The sequence below is a fragment of the Sulfitobacter geojensis genome, assembly GCF_000622325.1.
In the GTDB taxonomy this organism is placed as follows: Bacteria; Pseudomonadota; Alphaproteobacteria; order Rhodobacterales; family Rhodobacteraceae; genus Sulfitobacter; species Sulfitobacter geojensis.
On sequence record NZ_JASE01000005.1, the window covers coordinates 1,508,361 to 1,525,214 of the forward strand.

Here is a 16,854-nt window from a genome sequence, read left to right on the forward strand (position 1 = left end):
CCCTGCGGCGTTGATTTTCAGCGCATTGCCGCGTTGCAACCAAGAATTGTACCTCTCGACCTAAATCGGCCATTTCGCTTTTGCGTGGCCTGTGGTGTAAGCTGATCTGGGTTGAACCGGAAGGACGCGCCAGTATGGCCGAGCGTACAGAGACAGAAAGCCGCAAGCTGTTAGGCAGGCTGCGCGATGCGATGGCTGGCGATCACGCCGGTCAGGAGCGTTTGGACAAGATCACCCATCTGATTGCGACTTCAATGGGGTGCGAGGTCTGTTCGATCTATTTGTTCCGCGACGATGACACGCTGGAACTTTGCGCGACCGAGGGTCTGAATGCGCAGGCGGTGCATGAAACCCGTATGAAACTGGGCGAAGGTCTGGTCGGGCGGGTCGCAAAATACCGCCGTGTGATTAACACACCGGATGCACCGCAAGCGGTCGGTTTCCGTTTCATGCCCGAAACGGGTGAAGAGATTTACTCGAGCTTTCTGGGCGTGCCCGTGCAGCGGCTGGGCGAAACGCTGGGCGTCCTTGTGGTTCAGTCAAAAACTGCGCGCGAATTTTCTGCCGATGAAGTTTATGCGCTTGAAGTTGTTGCGATGGTTCTGGCCGAGATGACCGAGTTGGGTGCCTTTGTGGGCGAGGGCGCTGCCATGTCGGCGCGCCATTCACAGCCGGTTTTGCTGCGTGGCACCGTTGCACAGGAAGGCGTGGCCGAGGGTCATGTCTGGTTGCACGAACCGCGTGTTGTCGTGTCCAACGTCATCGCCGATGATCCGGTGCGTGAAACAGAGCGTTTGACCGAAGCGGTGGATACCCTGCGTGTCGGCGTGGACCAGATGCTGTCAATGGCCGCTAACGGCGACAAGGACCAGCAGCAGGTGTTGGAAACCTACCGGATGTTCGCCAATTCCAAAGGGTGGATGCGTCGGATGTCGGAAGACATTCAAAGCGGGTTGTCCGCAGAGGCTGCTGTCGAAAAGGAGCAATCGCTGGCGCGCGCCCGGATGAGCCAATCGACCGACGCTTACTTGCGGGAGCGTCTGAGCGATCTGGATGACCTTTCCAATCGGTTGCTGCGCATTCTGACCGGGCAGGGGGCCGATACCGGCGCGGAAATGCCTGCCGATCCGATTCTGGTGGCGCGCAACATCGGTCCGGCGGAATTGCTGGAGTACGGGCGCAGCCTGCGCGGAATTGTCCTTGAAGGCGGCTCTGTCGGGTCGCATGCCGCAATTGTGGCGCGGGCATTGGCGATTCCGTTGATCGTCCATGCCGGACGGATCACCAATGATGCGTTGAACGGCGATCACATCATGGTGGACGGCGAACAGGGCATTATCCACCTGCGCCCCGATGATATGGTTGCCACGGCTTTCCGCGATAAAATCGCGATGCAGGCGGCGGCACAGGAACGTTATTCAGCGATTTTGGATGAACCTGCGCAGGCGAAATGTGGTGCGGTGGTCAAACTGGATATGAACGCGGGGTTGATGGCGGATCTGCCGTCGCTGGTCAGTTCCGGTGCTGAAGGTGTCGGGCTGTTCCGCACTGAATTACAGTTTCTCGTGCGTAACCAGATGCCGAAACGTTCCGAGTTATCGGCGCTTTATGCGCGGGTACTGGATGCGGCGGGTGGCAAGCGGGTGGTGTTTCGCACGCTTGATATCGGGTCGGACAAAGTGCTGCCCTATATGAAACCCAATGACGAACCGAACCCCGCATTGGGGTGGCGGGCCATTCGGGTGGGCTTGGACAAGCCCGGTGTCATGCGGATGCAATTGCAAGCGTTGATCCGTGCGGCAAACGGGCGACCCTTGACGGTGATGTTTCCTTTTGTTGCCCAGTTCGAGGAGTTTCGCGCAGCGCGTCGTGAGGTCGACAAGGCCATCGCGCGCGAGGAAAAGCTGGGTCATGTGTTGCCAAGCAAGATCGAAGTCGGGGCCATGCTTGAAACGCCCAGCCTTGCATTCGCACCCGAGAAATTCTTTGAAGAGGTCAAGTTTCTGTCGGTTGGCGGGAACGATCTTAAACAGTTTTTCTTTGCCGCGGATCGTGAAAACGAACGTGTCCGCAAACGCTATGACACGTTGAACGTCAGCTTTCTGACCTTTCTCGAAGGGATCGTCGAACGCTGCGCGCGCACCAACACCGATCTGTCATTTTGTGGCGAAGATGCGGGCCGTCCGGTTGAGGCGTTGTGCTTTGCCGCCATCGGTTTTCGCAGCCTGTCCATGCGGCCCGCGTCAATCGGTCCGGTTAAAAGCCTGCTGCGGCGTTGCAATCTTGAAGATGTCCGCGAGGTTATCAACGCCGCGCGTGAACGTGGCGAGATGTCTGTACGCGCGGATGTGATGGAATATGTGAAGGCGCAGCATCAAACCTGACGTGCTACTTTGCCGCCTTCACTGCGGCGCGCAAAACGTCACGGTCCCCGATGTGGTTGGCCAAGATCAGGATCAGTCGCGCGTTGAACGCGTCACTTTCATCATCGCTCAATCCGGTATGGGCCTGCAAAAGTTCATCATAAAACCCGTCTGGGTCAGGGATGTTCGGCGTAAGGTTCAAGGTCATGTTCAACCCTTTGCAAGTGAAGTGGTCAGGGCGGCCTGTACAGCCGCTGCGTCAAAACCGGACCAGCGTGCGACGATGTGTTGGTCAGGCCGGATCAGATAAAGCGCCTTTTCGGCTGTGCCGAGATACCGTTGCGTCAGCAGGGGGGACGGGACGGGGATATGCACAATTTTCGGTGTGACACCCTGCGCTGTAACAGGCGCGGGGACGGGCCCGCCGATGGCGAGCAGGGTGAACCCGTTTAGATGGTCCAATAGAAACCCGTCGCCAACCGGCGCATCGACGCAGGCCGCGCCGGGCCGTGTGATCGCAGGACCGTCCAGCCCGTCGGGACCGAAAAGCGCGAAACCATCGTAGACGCAGGGTAACGATAACCGCCCCGAATTGACGAATGGGCGCGCAAAACTGTGTTTTCCGGCCAGATCCAGGACAGCATTGCGAAAGGTTTTACTGATCTTTGACTTGGGGGTCATGAAATCCGTCGCGCGAGAAGAGTTGAGGATGTTCTCATCCGCACCGAATTCCCGTTCGCTTGCGTAACTCTCCAGCAGACGCGCATCGGCGTATCCTTTCAGCACCATGTCCAGTTTCCACGCCAGATTTTCGGCGTCCTGCACCCCTGAATTTGCACCACGCGCGCCAAAGGGTGATACCTGATGCGCGCTGTCACCGGCAAAGAACACTGGCCCGTGGCGGAACTGTTGCATGCGGCGGCATTGGAAAGTGTAGATAGAAGTCCAGACCAGTTCATATTCCGGCACCGTCCCTGTCTGGCTGGACAGCATGGCGTCGACGCGGGCGCGGATATTAGCCTGATCCAGCTCTTTGGCGCGATCAATGTCCCAGCCCAATTGAAAATCAATCCGCCAGATATCGTCGGGCTGTTTGTGCAAAAGCGCGGATTGGCCGGCGCCCTCAAAGGGTGGTTCAAACCAGAACCAGCGTTCGGTCGGAAAATCCGCTTTCATTCGCACGTCTGCAATCAGGAAATTATCCTCGAACACCCGCCCGTCAAAGGACAGGCCCATCATATCACGCAGTGCCGACCGCGCGCCGTCACAAGCGACCAGATAATCGGCCTCAAGCTGGTAGGGGCCGTCCGGTGTGTCGACGTCCAGCGTCACATGGGTATCATGGTTGTGCAGGCCGCTCACGCGGTTGCGTCCGCGCAATTCGATCGGGGCACCATCGCCTTGGGCCGCACGGATGGCATCGACAAGAAAGCGTTCAAATTCAGGCTGTTGCAAGTTGATAAAGGCGGGGTTGCGATGGCCGTCTTCGGGCAGCAGATCAAAGCCGAACAACTGTCCGTCGCCGCGAAACACACGGCCCACATTCCACACGACGCCCTTGTCGACCATCGGTGCCGCGGCCCCGAGCCGGTGGGCGATGTCGAGCGTGCGTTTGGCAAAACAGATTGCCTTGCTTCCCAGTCCGGCACCGTCGTGATCGTCCAACAGCAGAACCGGCGTGCCCTTTTTTCCCAGATCAAGGGCGAGCGACAGGCCCACAGGGCCGCCCCCTACAATGACAACAGGATGGCGTTGCGGCGCATCATCGCTTTGCGCTGGAACTTTGGCGTATGGATAGAGTTTGAAGGCGGTTTCGTAACGTGACGCAACCATATTGTTCCCCGTCGATTTTATCTTGCAGCATTCAAATGCCAGTCGATAACTGGTTAGTAGTTACTTTTGTAACCAACAACAGGTTTCTTCAATCAGGTCTGGCTTTCCAGATCGTTCAAACCGGTAAGGCCGGTCTGCGCCATGGCGATGCTCAATTCGTCACTCAGGACCTGCCACAAGGCGTTCAGCCCGTCCTCACCGCCCGCTGCGATGGCAAATTGCAAGATGCGCCCGAAAAAGGTGAAATCGGCGCCCGCATGCAGCGACTTCAGCACGTCTTCGCCCGAGCGAAGCCCGCTGTCGAAAAACAAAGGGATATCGGGACCAACGGCCTTGCGTATCGCGGGCAGCACCTTGAACGGGGCAGGCGCGCTATCCAACTGGCGCGCACCGTGGCTGGAAACCTGTATCGCGTCGACACCGGCCTGTTTTAGCATCACAGCGTCCTCGACATCCAGCACCCCCTTGACGACGAGTTTGCCCTGCCAGCGGTCGCGCATCTGCTTTAGCGTGTCCCAATCAGCGCGTGCGCGGCTTTCAGTCCGGTCGAAACGATAGCCCTCCATCTGAAAATTCGCCATCTCGGGTTTGCCGTGCAATAGCGTGTTCAGCGACCAGCGCGGGTGCAGCGCAAAGTCGATGAATTGTTTCGGGCCCATGCGAAACGGCATCTTGAAACCATGGCGCAGTTCGCGCGGGCGGCGGCCCACTTCGGGCACATCCGCAGTCAACACCAACGTCTGGTATCCGGCATCGCGGGCGCGGTCGATCAGTTTGAAAGTCCCCACACCATTCCCGCTAAAGTAAATCTGGAACCATGCATGCCCCTGAGCGACATCAATGATTTGCTCTAGGGGGGTGGAGGCCACGGTGGAAACCCCATGCGGTATTTTGTATCGCGCGGCCAATCGCGCCAACATCAGATCGGCACCGGGTGCAGACAGATTGCACATGCCCATAGGGGCAATGCCAAAAGGGCGTTCAACAGATGCGCCGAAGAGATCAACAGATAACGAGCGGTGATGCACGTCTTTCAGGATACGGGACCGTAGGGTCATGGCATCAAGGGCCGCGCGGTTGCGCGCCGCCCCCGTTTCACGCCCTGCGGCCCCGTCAATATAGTCGAATACCATCCAGGGCAGGCGACGTTTGGCAATGCGCCGCGCGTCCTCTGCCGCGTGGATGGCACGGGCAGACATCAGCCTGCGACAGCTTTCATGAACCGGTCGCGAATGACCACAGGGTCCATTGTGATGACCGGCAACTTGATGTTGCCGCTGTCGCATTTACAGACGATCACCGTCATCTTTTTGCTGTCAATTGCGCCTTGCAAAACAGGCCCGAGGTCCTTGTCCTGCACCTCGATCACATTCTCACAACCGCAGGCCTTGGCGACCGCCGTCAGCGATGTCTTTTTGCCCGCATAGGTCGGTTGATCGCCGGTCGATCCGTATGATCCGTTGTCGATGATCAACAAGATGTAATTGTCGGCGACATTGTTGGCGATGGTCGGCAGGGTGCCGAGGTTGGTCAGCACGGACCCGTCACCGTCGATGGAAATGACGGTCTTGTCTTGCGACAATGCCAACCCAAGACCGATGGAGGAGGACAGGCCCATGGTGCCCAACATATAAAAATTAGTGGGCTGGTCGTCGATCATGTGCAGCTCTTGGCTGGGCAAACCGATGTTACACACAACAAGTTGGTCGCGGAGGATGGGCGCGATGTCGCGCAGGATTTCAGATCTGATCATTGGTCGCCATAGCCTCCCCAAAAATTGGCGTCGGTCAGGATGGCGACCGGTTTGTTGCACATGAAGGTGTATTTCAAAATCGCATCCAGCTCTTCCACATCGGACTGGTGGTGGAAGTGGTAGGTCGGAATTTTCATCTCGGCCAACAGCGCCTTGGTATGGACGGCCATTTCCACCTGACAGGCCACCGGTTCGCGCAATTCACCACGATAGGAAATGAGCATCGGCAGTGGCATGCGGTAGTACTGGATCAGCGTCGCCAATGTATTGATCGTGACACCAATCGCGGTGTTCTGCATGATGATCGCCGGGCGTTTGCCCCCCATGAAAGCACCGGCGCACAGGCCCATGCCTTCGTCTTCCTTGTTGGACGGTATGTGGAAAATTTCGTCGCGCGCGTCGATTTCATCGATCACACCGGCCAGCTGTTTGCAGGGCACAGTGGTGACAAAAGAAATATCGTTGGCGACAAGATCATCGGTGATCTTCTTGTCGATGTTCATGTTGGAATGCCTTTCCTGATTGGCGTTAATGCGGATTTCGGTGTGTTCTTATGACCAAGGGGCAAGCATGATCTTGGGTTCGGCAACGCGCCCGTTACGAAGGTCGTCAAAGGCCTGTGCACCCTGCGAAAGCGGGCGGTTCTGACACCAGTCCAAAGCCCCCAAGCGTCCGTCAAAGATGGCCCCGGCGGTATCGCGGAAATCCTGCGCTGTGTAGGTATAAGTGCCGATAAAGCTGATTTCCTGCAAGGTCATTCGGCGGATATCAAGGCCCCCGCTGTCTTCGCCCAAACCCACGTGGGCAATGACCCCGCCGGGCGTGGCATGGGCGGAGGCTGTCGCGCGGGTCGCGGCGTATCCGACCGCATCGACAACCAACGGATAGCTGCCTTCGGCCCCGGAGAGCACGGTTTCACCGCAGGTTTCGCGCAGAAATGCGCGGCGCTGCGCGTTCGGTTCCACCATGCTTACCTGTGTCACACCCTGCGCTTTAAACGCGAGGGATGCAGCCAACCCGATGGCCCCCCCGCCGATCACCAAAGCGCGGCGTTCTGCCTGCGGATGCAACGCGGCAAGCGCCAGGCGGACGGCATGCCAGCTGACGGCCAGGGGTTCGGCCAGCGCAGCTTTGTCCAGTGGGACGTGATCGGGGACCGGCACCAGATTGCTTTGCGGCATGGTGATATATTGCGCAAACGCGCCTTCACGCGGGGGCATCGAAATGATCTGGCGGGAGGGGCACAGGTTTTCGCGCCCGGCAAGGCAGGCGGCGCAACTGCCGCAATGGACCAAGGGGTTGATTGTTACGCGCGTGCCGTTTTCAGGTCCGCCCTCGATGACGCCCGCGGCTTCATGACCAAGGATCAGCGGGGCAGGGCGTCGCGCATCATGACCCAGATAGGCATGCATGTCAGATCCGCAAATCCCAACGGCTTCGACGCGCACCAGCGCATCCTCACCGTGGCGCACAGGGTCGGGCATGTCGCGAAACCCAAGCGTTTCAACACCGTCATATACCAATGCTTTCATTTCGCGGTGAACCCCCCGTCGACCATCAGTACCTGACCTGTCACATAATTTGAGGCATCTGAGCACAGGAACAGCAGGGGGCCGTCCATATCCTCCAGCGTGCCGTTGCGCCCTGCACAGGTTTGCGCCGCATTGCGGGCCGCGCGGTCGGGGTCCTCGAATACGGCTTGCGTGAGTTCGGTCGGAAAGAAGCCCGGTCCGATGGCGTTGGCGGTGATGCCATGGGGCGACCATGCCTCTGCCATGGCGCGGGTCAATTGGCCGATGGCGGCTTTGCTCGCCCCATACGCGATGCCGCCGGGAAAGGCGCGGGTGGTTTGCAGGGAAGCAAAGTTCACAATCCTGCCCCAGCCTTTCAAGCGCATTGCGGGCATCAGGGCCTGGGACAGGAAGAAAGGTGCCGTGAGGTTCAGCGCTAGCGTCTGATCCCATCCATCAGGGGTCACGTCATCAGCGGCCTGACGGGTGTTCACGCCGGCCGCATGTACGATGATGTCGGGCGGGCCAAAGGGGGCTGCGATGCTGGTGCAGAGCGCAGAGACAGCGTCGCGGTTGGCGATGTCTGCGGTGACGCTGGCGGCATCCGCGCCGATTTCCTGCGTCAGTGAGCGCAAGGGTTCAGGGCGGCGCGCCACGCCCACAACCTTGGCACCGGCGCGGGCAAGCGTGATGGCGGCGCGCCGTCCCAACCCCGAACTGGCACCGGTCACACAAGCCACGCGGCCCGTCAGATCAAAAAGGGCGCGCGGATCACTCACTGTTCGTGCACGGATAGATCAAAGGTTTCGTCCGGGAAGTATTTGGCCAGACGCACATCCGCTGCGCGGGCATGCCCTTCCATCCCTTCGAGCCGCGAGATACGGGCGGTGGCTTCGGCGACGCGTTTGGAGGCGTCGCGCGTGCTGCGCTGCCAGGTCACGATCTTCATGTATTTATGAACCGACAGCCCACCGGTATATCCCGCCGCACCGGATGTCGGCAGCACGTGGTTCGTGCCCGATGCCTTGTCGCCATAAGAAACCGTGGTCTCTTCGCCCAGAAACAGAGAGCCATAACAGGTCAACCGGTCCAGCCACCAATCGGGGTCTGCGGCTTGAACCGTCAGATGTTCGGGGGCGTAATCGTCCGAGCAGGCGGCCATTTCTTCGCGGTCGGCGCACAGGATCACCTCCGCGTAGTCGCGCCATGCGGCAAAGGCGTTTTCGCGGTTCACCTCCGGCAGATCGTCGATCAGACCGGGGACCAGTTCCATGACCTTTTCCGCCATGGCGCGGTCGTCCGTGACCAGCCAGACGGGGGAGTTATAACCGTGTTCAGCCTGTGACACGAGGTCGGTCGCGACGATATGCGCATCTGCGTCCCTGTCGGCGAGGATCAAACTGTCGGTCGGACCTGCAATCATGTCAATGCCCACACGGCCAAACAAGATCCGTTTGGCTTCGGCGACAAACTGGTTGCCGGGTCCGACAAGGATGTTCGCCTTTGGCAGATCAAACAACCCGAATGTCATTGCCGCAACGGCCTGTACACCGCCCATCGCCAGAATTTTGTCTGCACCACAAATATGTGCCGCGTAAACGATGGCAGGGGCGACACCAACGCCGGGGCGCGGCGGCGAACAGGCCGCGATGTGGCGACAGCCCGCGACCTTGGCGGTGGTCACTGTCATGATCGCCGATGCAATGTGGCTGTAGCGCCCGCCGGGTACGTAACACCCTGCTGCATCAACGGGGATCGCTTTTTGGCCGGCGACGAAACCCGGCTCGATCTCCATCTCGACATTGGTCAGGGTGGATTTCTGGATCTCGGCAAATCGGCGCACGTTGTCATGGGCAAAGCGGATATCGGCCTTTAGCTGTTCTGGCACAAGGGCGCAGGCAGCTTCAATCTCTTCGGCGCTTAGGATCACATTGCCCTCGTAGCGGTCAAACTTTGCAGCGTATTCCAGCGCCTTTGCGTCGCCGCCGCTTTCGATATCATCCAGAATGGCCTTTACCGTATCATGGGTTTGGGACGCATCCGATTTAGCGGTAAGCGTGGCCTTCTTGAGATATTCGCGTTTCATATCTTTGAGATCCTATGTCTTGGCGACTCGGAATGTAAGCGCTTACAGCCCTCCTTGCAAGCGCTTACATTTTGCGATAAACCTTTCATTGTCGCGCAGAGCGTTGCGGCACCAAAGCTGCCGAAAAAAGTGATCGAAAACCGACGATGCCCGCGAAACCAAAGCTGCCGACCCTTGATGATGTGGCCAAAGCCGCGGGCGTTTCGACGGCGACGGTGTCGCGCTGTCTGAATGCGCCGGATCGCGTGGTCAAGGCGACCAAGGATCGTGTTTTGGCAGAGGTCGCGCGCCTGGGGTATACTCCCAATTTCGGGGCACGGGCGATGGCGGCAAAGCGCACCTTCACCGTTGGCGCGATTATTCCGACGATGGACAACGCGATCTTTGCAAGGGGGCTGCAAGCGTTTCAGGAGCAATTGCATGAACGCGGCTATACCTTGTTGGTGTCCAGCACGTCTTACCGTCCGGAATTTGAAGAGGAACAGGTGCGCACCCTCGTGTCGCGCGGGGCCGATGGGGTGCTCTTGATCGGCTATGATCGTGATGCCGCGATTTATGAATACCTCGCCTCGCGCAGTGTGCCGACTTTGATTGCTTGGGCCTATGACAAGGAAAACGCCCAGCCTGCCGTGGGGTTTGACAACCGCGCCTCGATGCAGGCGCTTGCGCAGCTGGTTTGGGATCACGGGCATCGCCGGATCGGCGTCATTTCGGGCACGACACAAGGCAATGATCGTGCGCGGCGCCGCCTTGAAGGGCTGCGCGATGTCTTTGCGCAAAACGGGCTTCCGCCCGAGGCCTTAAAGGTGATCGAAACCCCTTATGGCGTTAAAAACGGCGGCATCGCCTTTGCCAAACTGATGGCGGGGGATATGCGGCCAAGCGTCGTAATGTGCGGCAATGACGTTTTGGCAGTCGGGGCCGTGCGGCGCGCGCACCTGATGAAGCTTGACGTGCCGCGTGATGTGTCGATCACCGGCTTTGACGATATCGAACTGGCGCGCATTGTTTCGCCACCCCTGACGACCGTGCATGTGCCGCATCGCAAAATGGGGCGGGCGGCGGCCAATGCGTTGATTGATATGGTGGAAACCGACAACATTGGGCCCTTTCCCCCGCTGCAAAGTAAAATACGAATGCGCGACTCACTTGCCGATATAAATGGAAACGATACCGGTACCCCTGACCCGTAAAGCTGCCGTCCCCCCATGATTGAAAGTCGCCAAAGCAGAGCCGTGTCGGATGGCTGCACGCTCTGCGGGAGGGAAAACTTGAAAATTGCCGCGAACCGACGCAAGCTGGGGCATGCCTGAATGAATTTGGGGCTTCGGTTAGGGGGAAACCGCGATGAGCGACGATCCGGACAGCTGGCGCAACGATCGGTCAATCATGGATTGGGTCGGGTTGTTTTTTGCCGAAATGGGCTGGGCGTTGCAAGAAATGCAGCAGGGCGTCCCCGATGAAGTGCTGGAAGATCTGGATGTAGACAAGCAATCGTTGAAAGACCGGATCGCGGCGGCGGCCTTGATCATCCCTGCCGATGGCAGCCTACAATCGGCAGGATTGGGGGAAACGCGCGGCGCGCTTGATGAAGAGGTCGATGCGGTGTCTTCTCCGCTGTCCTTGGCCAATGCGACAGACGGCGTTGTCGCCTTTGAGGCCGCCGTGCAACGGGCTGCCGGCACCGTGCCACCAGCCCCCTTCGATCCGCTTGCCCGCAAGGCGCAGGCCCGTCAGTCGCTCATGGCTATTATGATTTCGGCAGCGTTTCTGCCAGACAAGCGCCGCGCCTTCGCTGCAGAGAAAAAAGCGATTGCGGCCCGCATCGAGGGGGCGACCGATAAGGGGGCATTTGACACACTTGATGTAGAGATTGCGACCCTCGCCAAAGCCGTAGGCGATCAGGCCGGTGTGGTGACGGCCCGTGCGGCGGCCGATCAGGCGGTCGCGGATGCGCGCGCGAAATTTGACGGAGTCGCAGGAGATTTGGATCGGGGTGGTTTCGTTCATCTGGAGGCGCAATACGCGGCACTTGTCGGCATTTGGCACCAATCCGGATCAGAGGCGGCCTTTAAAACTGTGAAAACCAAGGCGGATGATTTCGTCGCGCTGGCAGAAAAAGCGGAGACTTTCGGACGTTTTTATACAAACTGGTTCGACACATCGGTCGCGCTGATCGGTACCTCCGTGGCCGAGGTTCACCGCGACGACGCGATAAGTGACCGCCGCGCCGCCCTGGATGCAGCAATCGCTTTTTCGCAAATCGGGGACTTTAAGGGCGCGGAAACCGCTTTGCGTGCCTTTGCGCCCGTAGGTGTTGCCGCTTCGACGGATGCGAAAAACATCAGCGACTTTCTGGCAAAACTCGCCGCATGCGAAGCGAAATGTAGCAAGGATCTGGCGGTTATCAGCGCGAGCTGGCTGAAGAACTCAAGTGAAAAGGATAACGCGTTCAAAACCATCCGCAAGGCCGCATTAAATACGCCGGACTATGCAGGGCAAAGCGCCAAGTTGGACACGTTAGAGGCTTGGGTCAAAGGAAACCTGCCGCTTGCAAAAGAGATCAGCAAACACCAGCAGGGCATGAAGTCATCACCGGCGTTCCGTCAGATCATCGCCGATATGGAGGCACTGCGAGGGCAGGGGGACTGGGACGGCGCATTGGCCAAGCTTAAGGAAATTGGTGACGACGCGGCGCTTGCGGCGCAATCCGCCAGCTTGACCTATGACAAAACCATGGAGAAGCGGTACACCGCTTTGTCAAAAAGCCTGCCAAAGCCGGAGCGCGAAGCGCTGAAGGCTGCATGGACAAAACACACGGATGCAGTGAGCGCGGGCGCAGTTGATACGGCCAAAGCGGCTTTGGTTGAATTGCGCAAACTCTTTGTTCTCGAGGACCTTTTGGCGTTACGGGCACAGGAGAAAAAGCTGTCCGACAAGACGCACAAGATCAAAGATTACAAATACCTCGAGCAATACCGCGCATTTGGTAGGGCGGGTGAATACATCCAAGCCAAGGCGGAGATTGAACGCGTCTTGCTTTTGCTGCCGGTCTTGGCCGAATATATTTCCCGTCGTGAACACGCCCGCAGTTTGCTCTTGGCTTTACCCGACGACCCGCCTGAACTGCGCAGCACGCTAACCGCAGCACTTGATGCGGCCGATATCAAAGCGCAAAAGGGCGATCCGGCGACCGCACTGGCCGACCTAAATACCACACTCAGCGGGACGGATTATGAAGGTCTGTCCCTCGAGATTGCCGATTTCGGTCGCCGCGCGGAAAAGGTGGACCGTCAGCAGGCCAAGGTGCTGAAGTTTATGGAGTTGGCGGCCCCCAAGGCCAAGCTGGAAGAGTTGCTGGATGCCGCCAAAGCGCTGGCGTTCCCCGCCTTCAAATTCGACGAGGCGTTTGACAAGTTAAACGATCATTCCGCGCTGCTGGTCACGGCGATGCACTATGCCACCACCCGTCGACAGGCCAAGGGTATCAAAAATGCCTTGGCACGCGCCGTTGCGCAAAGCGGCCAAGACGAAGCGGACTTGTTCGCAGGGGGCAAACTGCTTTCCGAAATCCAGACCGCTTTTGACAGTGCCGATGAGAAGGCCAAGCGCGCGCAATTTGACAGCGCGCAAAAAAGTTACGCCGCGCTGATGGCGGACTGTCAGAGTATGACGGCACAGGCTGTAAATTACTATGAACTTGCCGATGCGGCCGACGACTGTAACGCGGGCCATTCCATCGGGCGTCATGGGCCACAGCTGACAGACGGGCAACTGATCGAACGGTTGAAATCCGGTAAGGCGGCAGATTGGTCTCCCGGTAAGAAACTGTCTTTCACGGGGGCGTCTTCGAAGTTCAAATCGATGGAAGACTGGCTTGCGGGCCGTGAAATGGGCGCAGCCCTTGCGAAGGAAAAGAACGGCGTTGACGTCGGGGCGTTAAAGCTGGGCAAAGATCCCGACACTGGCGCATTCATCGAACCGGTGGCGCAAAAGTTTGTAATCGATCATGGCAGGCCTATCGACGAGGCATTTATCGGGCGCAAAAAGAATGTTTCCTACAGTGCCGACACAGGTGAAATCAAAGAAGAACGCACCTATGAAACCTATGAGGCGCTGACCGGCATTTCCAAGGCGCGGGTGAACTTTACATGGGAATTCAAGAAGATTGCCGGTGCCAAGCCAAGCAGCGTCGCGGATTATATCAACAAATACAAAGCCGCCAATGCCGGTGCCGCGCCTGTGGACATCGAAGGGCGCTGGGTGATGATGCAGCAATTCCCCGAATGTGATGGGTGGGATCAGGAATTGCAGACATATGTTTTGAGAGACGAAGAGGTCGCCTAGATGAGAATGCACCGCGAAATGATCAAGCGTTATACAACGCATCTGACCTCTGGCATAGGTGTCACCGAAGAAGACCCCATGGCGGATTTGTCAAACTTCGACCGCGATATTCTGAGCATGGCGGCAGAAGCAAAGCGGGACGGCAATCTGGACTGGCTGCGCCTGTCGCTTGACGCGCTGGTGGCGAATCCGGCCGGGCGCATCAAGTTGTTTGCGGATTACGTCTATCCCTTTTCGGAAGAGGAATTGCGCCGCTTATTCGCCTATGCGTTTCTGAAAATCTGGCCGGACGAGGAAATCAGCGTTCTCGGATCTGAGGCGGATTTGAAATTCGTTGCAATGACGGATGAAGAATGGGCAGATATCGTCGACCCGGAAGATATGTTCTGATCTGTAGCTGCTTTGAAAGCTGTTGCGTTTAAGGCCAGTCTATTCGCCGGTTTTTGACACTACCGCTGCGATTTGACCCTGTCCGGAGTTTTAGGTCGACTTGTCTTAAGCAGCAGTGGGGGTGTTGAGTTTGGAGGCGAGTACCGGATTGGCCCCCTTCTCAAGATTATTTTGGTAAGTTCTTGCAATAAAATGATTTTTATTGAATGTTGATCCGCTCGTAATGTCGTGGATAATGTCACGGCTAGCAACTTTTGCTTCTAGGGGGGTGTTGTCGACCCTAGCCACTGGATGATAGGTTTGAGTACTTCATACGCGGTCCGGGCTTTCGGAATAATTGATATACCTTTGTCGAGGCCGGACAGCAGGCCGCTAAGCTTAAAGCGGTTAGGGGCCGGTTTTTCTAGCTCAACGACTGCTTCTTTGGCTACCTCCGCCAGAGCTTCATCTGCCCCGTCAACGGCCCCAGACTGCAGAGCTTCGATTACTTTTCTCAAAGCTCTAATGAGTTCTTGCTTGGAGGAATCTTCGACATAAACGGTTCCAGAATTTCCCGTCCCGGAGATTACCTGTTGAACTGGCGCATTGAACACCATTTGAGGTTGCGAATTGACCGGAGTTTCTTGAGGGCCTTCGTTCTTCAGTGCGAGGAGGTCAATTGCGGATTGCACGTTTTGGAATGCCCTCTCCTGAGCCGCGTTTAATCTACTCCGGCTTTCCGCAATATCGACTAGTGGTTTCTCAGCCCTGAACAGGGGTAAGTCGTACATAACTTGACGAAAGTCTTCTGAGTAGGAGGTCATCGTCTCATAGACTTGCTGGGCGACGTGTTCAGAGTTTTCTCCTGTAATTTTGACGCCAGCCGCGGTATAGCACTCAATTAAAGTCCTAAGAGCAGTTTCAGCAAGAACCGCTTCTGCCCCTTTTATGATTTCCTCCAGTGAAACTACGGTGCGTCCCGAACGGTACATGCCGTTTTTTGCCATCTCGGCTTGTAAGCCCATGCAATCAGAGCGGGTCTTCTCCAGAAGCGCAAATGATGCCGTAGCGATTTTCTTATGATAAATTTTTAGAGCGGTTTCCAGCACCTTAGAGCCTCACTATCCTTAGTGTTTTGGAAACCTTAGAGGATTGTATGCACAACAACAAATGGAGGCGAATACTAACGGTCAGAGGAAGTCGAAAGAAGAGGATACGACTTTGATGATGGCAATTGCCTAACGTCTTCATTTCGCAAGGGGTTTTGCGACCGATTGGAGGCGACGGACAGAATTTGCTGACCACAACCCTCTGCCCGAAACCGTAGGGACACCTAAAGAATTCAGACGCTGCGCTATCTGGCGAAGTGACAGTGTTCTTTCAGGATCGACCTTGCCCAAAATTGCAGCCTTTTTCGCGGCACTAGCTCTGTACTTCTCTGAGCGGGCGATAGAGGCGCGTTTGGCGTCCTCGGCAGTTCCTACCCTGCCAACGAAGACACCGTCTCTGTACGCGCCTAATTGGACGCCCCTCACCTTCGCTGCCTGAAGGGCTTCTCGTGTCCGTTTGCTGGTCGCTTCACTTTCCTGTTCGGCCACTAAAGCCATAATGCCCACGGTCAGACGGTTTGCGTTCGGCATGTCCGCAGCAACGAACTCCACGCCAGCGTCTTTCAGTGAGAGTAGGAAGGCCGCATCCCGTGTAAGCCGATCAATCTTCGCCACGATCAGAGTTGCGCCGATAGCGTGGCAGAGTTCTATGGCTTCGGTAAGCATGGGCCTGCCGTTGCTCTTTCCGCTCTCAACCTCAACAAACTCCTCTACCACCTCCCAGTGTCCGCCATTCAGATGGGCTTCGACTGCATGGCGTTGTGCTTCTAAGCCTAATCCAGAGCGTCCCTGCTTTCCCGTAGAGACTCTCAAGTAAGAGACATACTTTACATCCGTCATTGTTACGTTCCATCAATCGTTGGTTTGATGCAGCGTAACACTCTCTGGAATCCCTGTGAATCCCCTTTCTTCGGTCTGAGGGGTGGGGGGGAAGCGCCATGCCGGGTACCCACCGTTACCATATACAAACTCTCCACCGGATAGGGTTCTGGTGTTGTAAACCCACACCGCAAAAATACAGCGTGTTCGCATAATGTTCTTGCACTCGACGCTCATCTTCGATATAATGGTAACAGACACGGTAGATGTGTCTTTTCCCTGAAATCGCTATCCGATCCCGGCCCGATACGATGGGAAAATAAGGCACTGGTTTCCAGCTGCCTTTATGGCGTCCAATGCGATGCCTACTTTTTGGTCTTACCTCTGATCTGAACGCCGCTGCCCTGACACCCGGCAGCTGTCGGCTCCCGCGATAAAGGTGGGACGCTGTGATAACCCCGGAACGAGGCAGGTTTGGTCCGCTGCCGTAACAACACGGACAATCGGGTATAAAGGCCTTCAGACAGTCACGGCTATGACCGTGCCAGAGTTGTCCCTGACAAAATCGATCCTTGCTCAAGCCGTGCTTCTCTCTGGGAGGTGTTCGTCTGACAAGAGTCGGGTGTCGGGTGCTACCTAAGACCAACCCTCCAACCCCCAAAAC

14 protein-coding genes are annotated in these 16,854 nt (G+C 57.3%); 4 read left to right on the plus strand and 10 right to left on the minus strand.

Features of this window, described 5'->3' with window-relative positions:
• Nucleotides 1-134 precede the first annotated feature (134 nt).
• On the plus strand, nt 135-2,384 hold the full coding sequence (ptsP, locus tag Z947_RS0109400) for a phosphoenolpyruvate--protein phosphotransferase (RefSeq protein WP_025044055.1): 2,250 nt from the start codon (nt 135-137) through the stop codon (nt 2,382-2,384).
• A gap of 4 nt (nt 2,385-2,388) precedes the next feature.
• Here the strand turns inward: ptsP and Z947_RS0109405 are convergent, their stop codons facing one another.
• From Z947_RS0109405 to hisD, 8 genes are all read right to left on the minus strand, one after another.
• A complete protein-coding gene (locus tag Z947_RS0109405) occupies nt 2,389-2,571 on the minus strand; it encodes a DUF2783 domain-containing protein (protein WP_025044056.1) in 183 nt (60 codons plus the stop codon).
• A gap of 2 nt (nt 2,572-2,573) precedes the next feature.
• The gene (locus Z947_RS0109410) at nt 2,574-4,196 is read right to left on the minus strand and encodes an FAD-dependent oxidoreductase (RefSeq protein ID WP_025044057.1); all 1,623 of its coding nucleotides are present in this window, start codon (nt 4,194-4,196) and stop codon (nt 2,574-2,576) included.
• 92 nt (nt 4,197-4,288) lie between these two features.
• On the minus strand, nt 4,289-5,395 hold the full coding sequence (locus Z947_RS0109415; protein WP_025044058.1) for an alpha-hydroxy acid oxidase: 1,107 nt from the start codon (nt 5,393-5,395) through the stop codon (nt 4,289-4,291).
• Nucleotides 5,395-5,949 carry a sulfopyruvate decarboxylase subunit beta gene (comE, locus tag Z947_RS0109420; protein WP_025044059.1) on the minus strand — a complete coding sequence of 185 codons (555 nt, stop codon included), beginning with the start codon at nt 5,947-5,949 and terminating at the stop codon, nt 5,395-5,397. Before comE ends, Z947_RS0109415 begins: the two co-directional genes overlap by 1 nt.
• Nucleotides 5,946-6,452 carry a decarboxylase gene (locus Z947_RS0109425; RefSeq protein ID WP_025044060.1) on the minus strand — a complete coding sequence of 169 codons (507 nt, stop codon included), beginning with the start codon at nt 6,450-6,452 and terminating at the stop codon, nt 5,946-5,948. The genes comE and Z947_RS0109425 overlap by 4 nt, the downstream gene beginning before the upstream one ends.
• Before the next feature lie 48 nt (nt 6,453-6,500).
• On the minus strand, nt 6,501-7,481 hold the full coding sequence (locus Z947_RS0109430) for a zinc-dependent alcohol dehydrogenase (RefSeq protein ID WP_025044061.1): 981 nt from the start codon (nt 7,479-7,481) through the stop codon (nt 6,501-6,503).
• Entirely contained in the window at nt 7,478-8,239 is a 762-nt protein-coding gene (locus Z947_RS0109435; RefSeq protein ID WP_025044062.1) for an SDR family NAD(P)-dependent oxidoreductase, read from the minus strand. The genes Z947_RS0109430 and Z947_RS0109435 overlap by 4 nt, the downstream gene beginning before the upstream one ends.
• Nucleotides 8,236-9,546, minus strand: a complete 1,311-nt coding sequence (hisD, locus tag Z947_RS0109440; protein WP_025044063.1) for a histidinol dehydrogenase — start codon at nt 9,544-9,546, stop codon at nt 8,236-8,238. Before hisD ends, Z947_RS0109435 begins: the two co-directional genes overlap by 4 nt.
• 146 nt (nt 9,547-9,692) lie before the next feature.
• Between hisD and Z947_RS0109445 the strand changes: the two genes are divergently transcribed.
• The 3 genes from Z947_RS0109445 to Z947_RS0109455 all read left to right on the plus strand — a co-directional run bounded on the left by Z947_RS0109445 (nt 9,693) and on the right by Z947_RS0109455 (nt 14,283).
• Nucleotides 9,693-10,739 carry a LacI family DNA-binding transcriptional regulator gene (locus tag Z947_RS0109445; protein ID WP_025044064.1) on the plus strand — a complete coding sequence of 349 codons (1,047 nt, stop codon included), beginning with the start codon at nt 9,693-9,695 and terminating at the stop codon, nt 10,737-10,739.
• A 154-nt stretch (nt 10,740-10,893) separates the two neighbouring features.
• Nucleotides 10,894-13,893, plus strand: coding sequence for a hypothetical protein (locus tag Z947_RS0109450; RefSeq protein ID WP_025044065.1), 3,000 nt, complete (start codon nt 10,894-10,896; stop codon nt 13,891-13,893).
• The gene (locus Z947_RS0109455) at nt 13,894-14,283 is read left to right on the plus strand and encodes a hypothetical protein (protein ID WP_025044066.1); all 390 of its coding nucleotides are present in this window, start codon (nt 13,894-13,896) and stop codon (nt 14,281-14,283) included.
• Nucleotides 14,284-14,543: 260 nt separating this feature from the next.
• Here Z947_RS0109455 and Z947_RS0109460 read toward each other — a convergent pair whose 3' ends face one another.
• Together Z947_RS0109460 and Z947_RS0109465 are read right to left on the minus strand one after the other, a co-directional pair.
• Complete coding sequence (locus Z947_RS0109460) at nt 14,544-15,371, minus strand: hypothetical protein (RefSeq protein WP_025044067.1); 828 nt, start codon at nt 15,369-15,371, stop codon at nt 14,544-14,546.
• A gap of 138 nt (nt 15,372-15,509) precedes the next feature.
• On the minus strand, nt 15,510-16,211 hold the full coding sequence (locus Z947_RS0109465) for a recombinase family protein (RefSeq protein ID WP_025044068.1): 702 nt from the start codon (nt 16,209-16,211) through the stop codon (nt 15,510-15,512).
• Between the last annotated feature and the right edge of the window lie 643 nt (nt 16,212-16,854).

What these genes read in the sequence shown, in the direction of transcription:
- ptsP (WP_025044055.1), top strand. Translation starts at nt 135, where the DNA reads ATGGCCGAGCGTACAGAGACAGAAAGCCGCAAGCTGTTAGGCAGGCTG.
- Z947_RS0109405 (WP_025044056.1), bottom strand. Translation starts at nt 2,571, where the DNA reads ATGACCTTGAACCTTACGCCGAACATCCCTGACCCAGACGGGTTTTAT.
- Z947_RS0109410 (WP_025044057.1), bottom strand. Translation starts at nt 4,196, where the DNA reads ATGGTTGCGTCACGTTACGAAACCGCCTTCAAACTCTATCCATACGCC.
- Z947_RS0109415 (WP_025044058.1), bottom strand. Translation starts at nt 5,395, where the DNA reads ATGTCTGCCCGTGCCATCCACGCGGCAGAGGACGCGCGGCGCATTGCC.
- comE (WP_025044059.1), bottom strand. Translation starts at nt 5,949, where the DNA reads ATGATCAGATCTGAAATCCTGCGCGACATCGCGCCCATCCTCCGCGAC.
- Z947_RS0109425 (WP_025044060.1), bottom strand. Translation starts at nt 6,452, where the DNA reads ATGAACATCGACAAGAAGATCACCGATGATCTTGTCGCCAACGATATT.
- Z947_RS0109430 (WP_025044061.1), bottom strand. Translation starts at nt 7,481, where the DNA reads ATGAAAGCATTGGTATATGACGGTGTTGAAACGCTTGGGTTTCGCGAC.
- hisD (WP_025044063.1), bottom strand. Translation starts at nt 9,546, where the DNA reads ATGAAACGCGAATATCTCAAGAAGGCCACGCTTACCGCTAAATCGGAT.
- Z947_RS0109445 (WP_025044064.1), top strand. Translation starts at nt 9,693, where the DNA reads ATGCCCGCGAAACCAAAGCTGCCGACCCTTGATGATGTGGCCAAAGCC.
- Z947_RS0109450 (WP_025044065.1), top strand. Translation starts at nt 10,894, where the DNA reads ATGAGCGACGATCCGGACAGCTGGCGCAACGATCGGTCAATCATGGAT.
- Z947_RS0109455 (WP_025044066.1), top strand. Translation starts at nt 13,894, where the DNA reads ATGAGAATGCACCGCGAAATGATCAAGCGTTATACAACGCATCTGACC.
- Z947_RS0109465 (WP_025044068.1), bottom strand. Translation starts at nt 16,211, where the DNA reads ATGACGGATGTAAAGTATGTCTCTTACTTGAGAGTCTCTACGGGAAAG.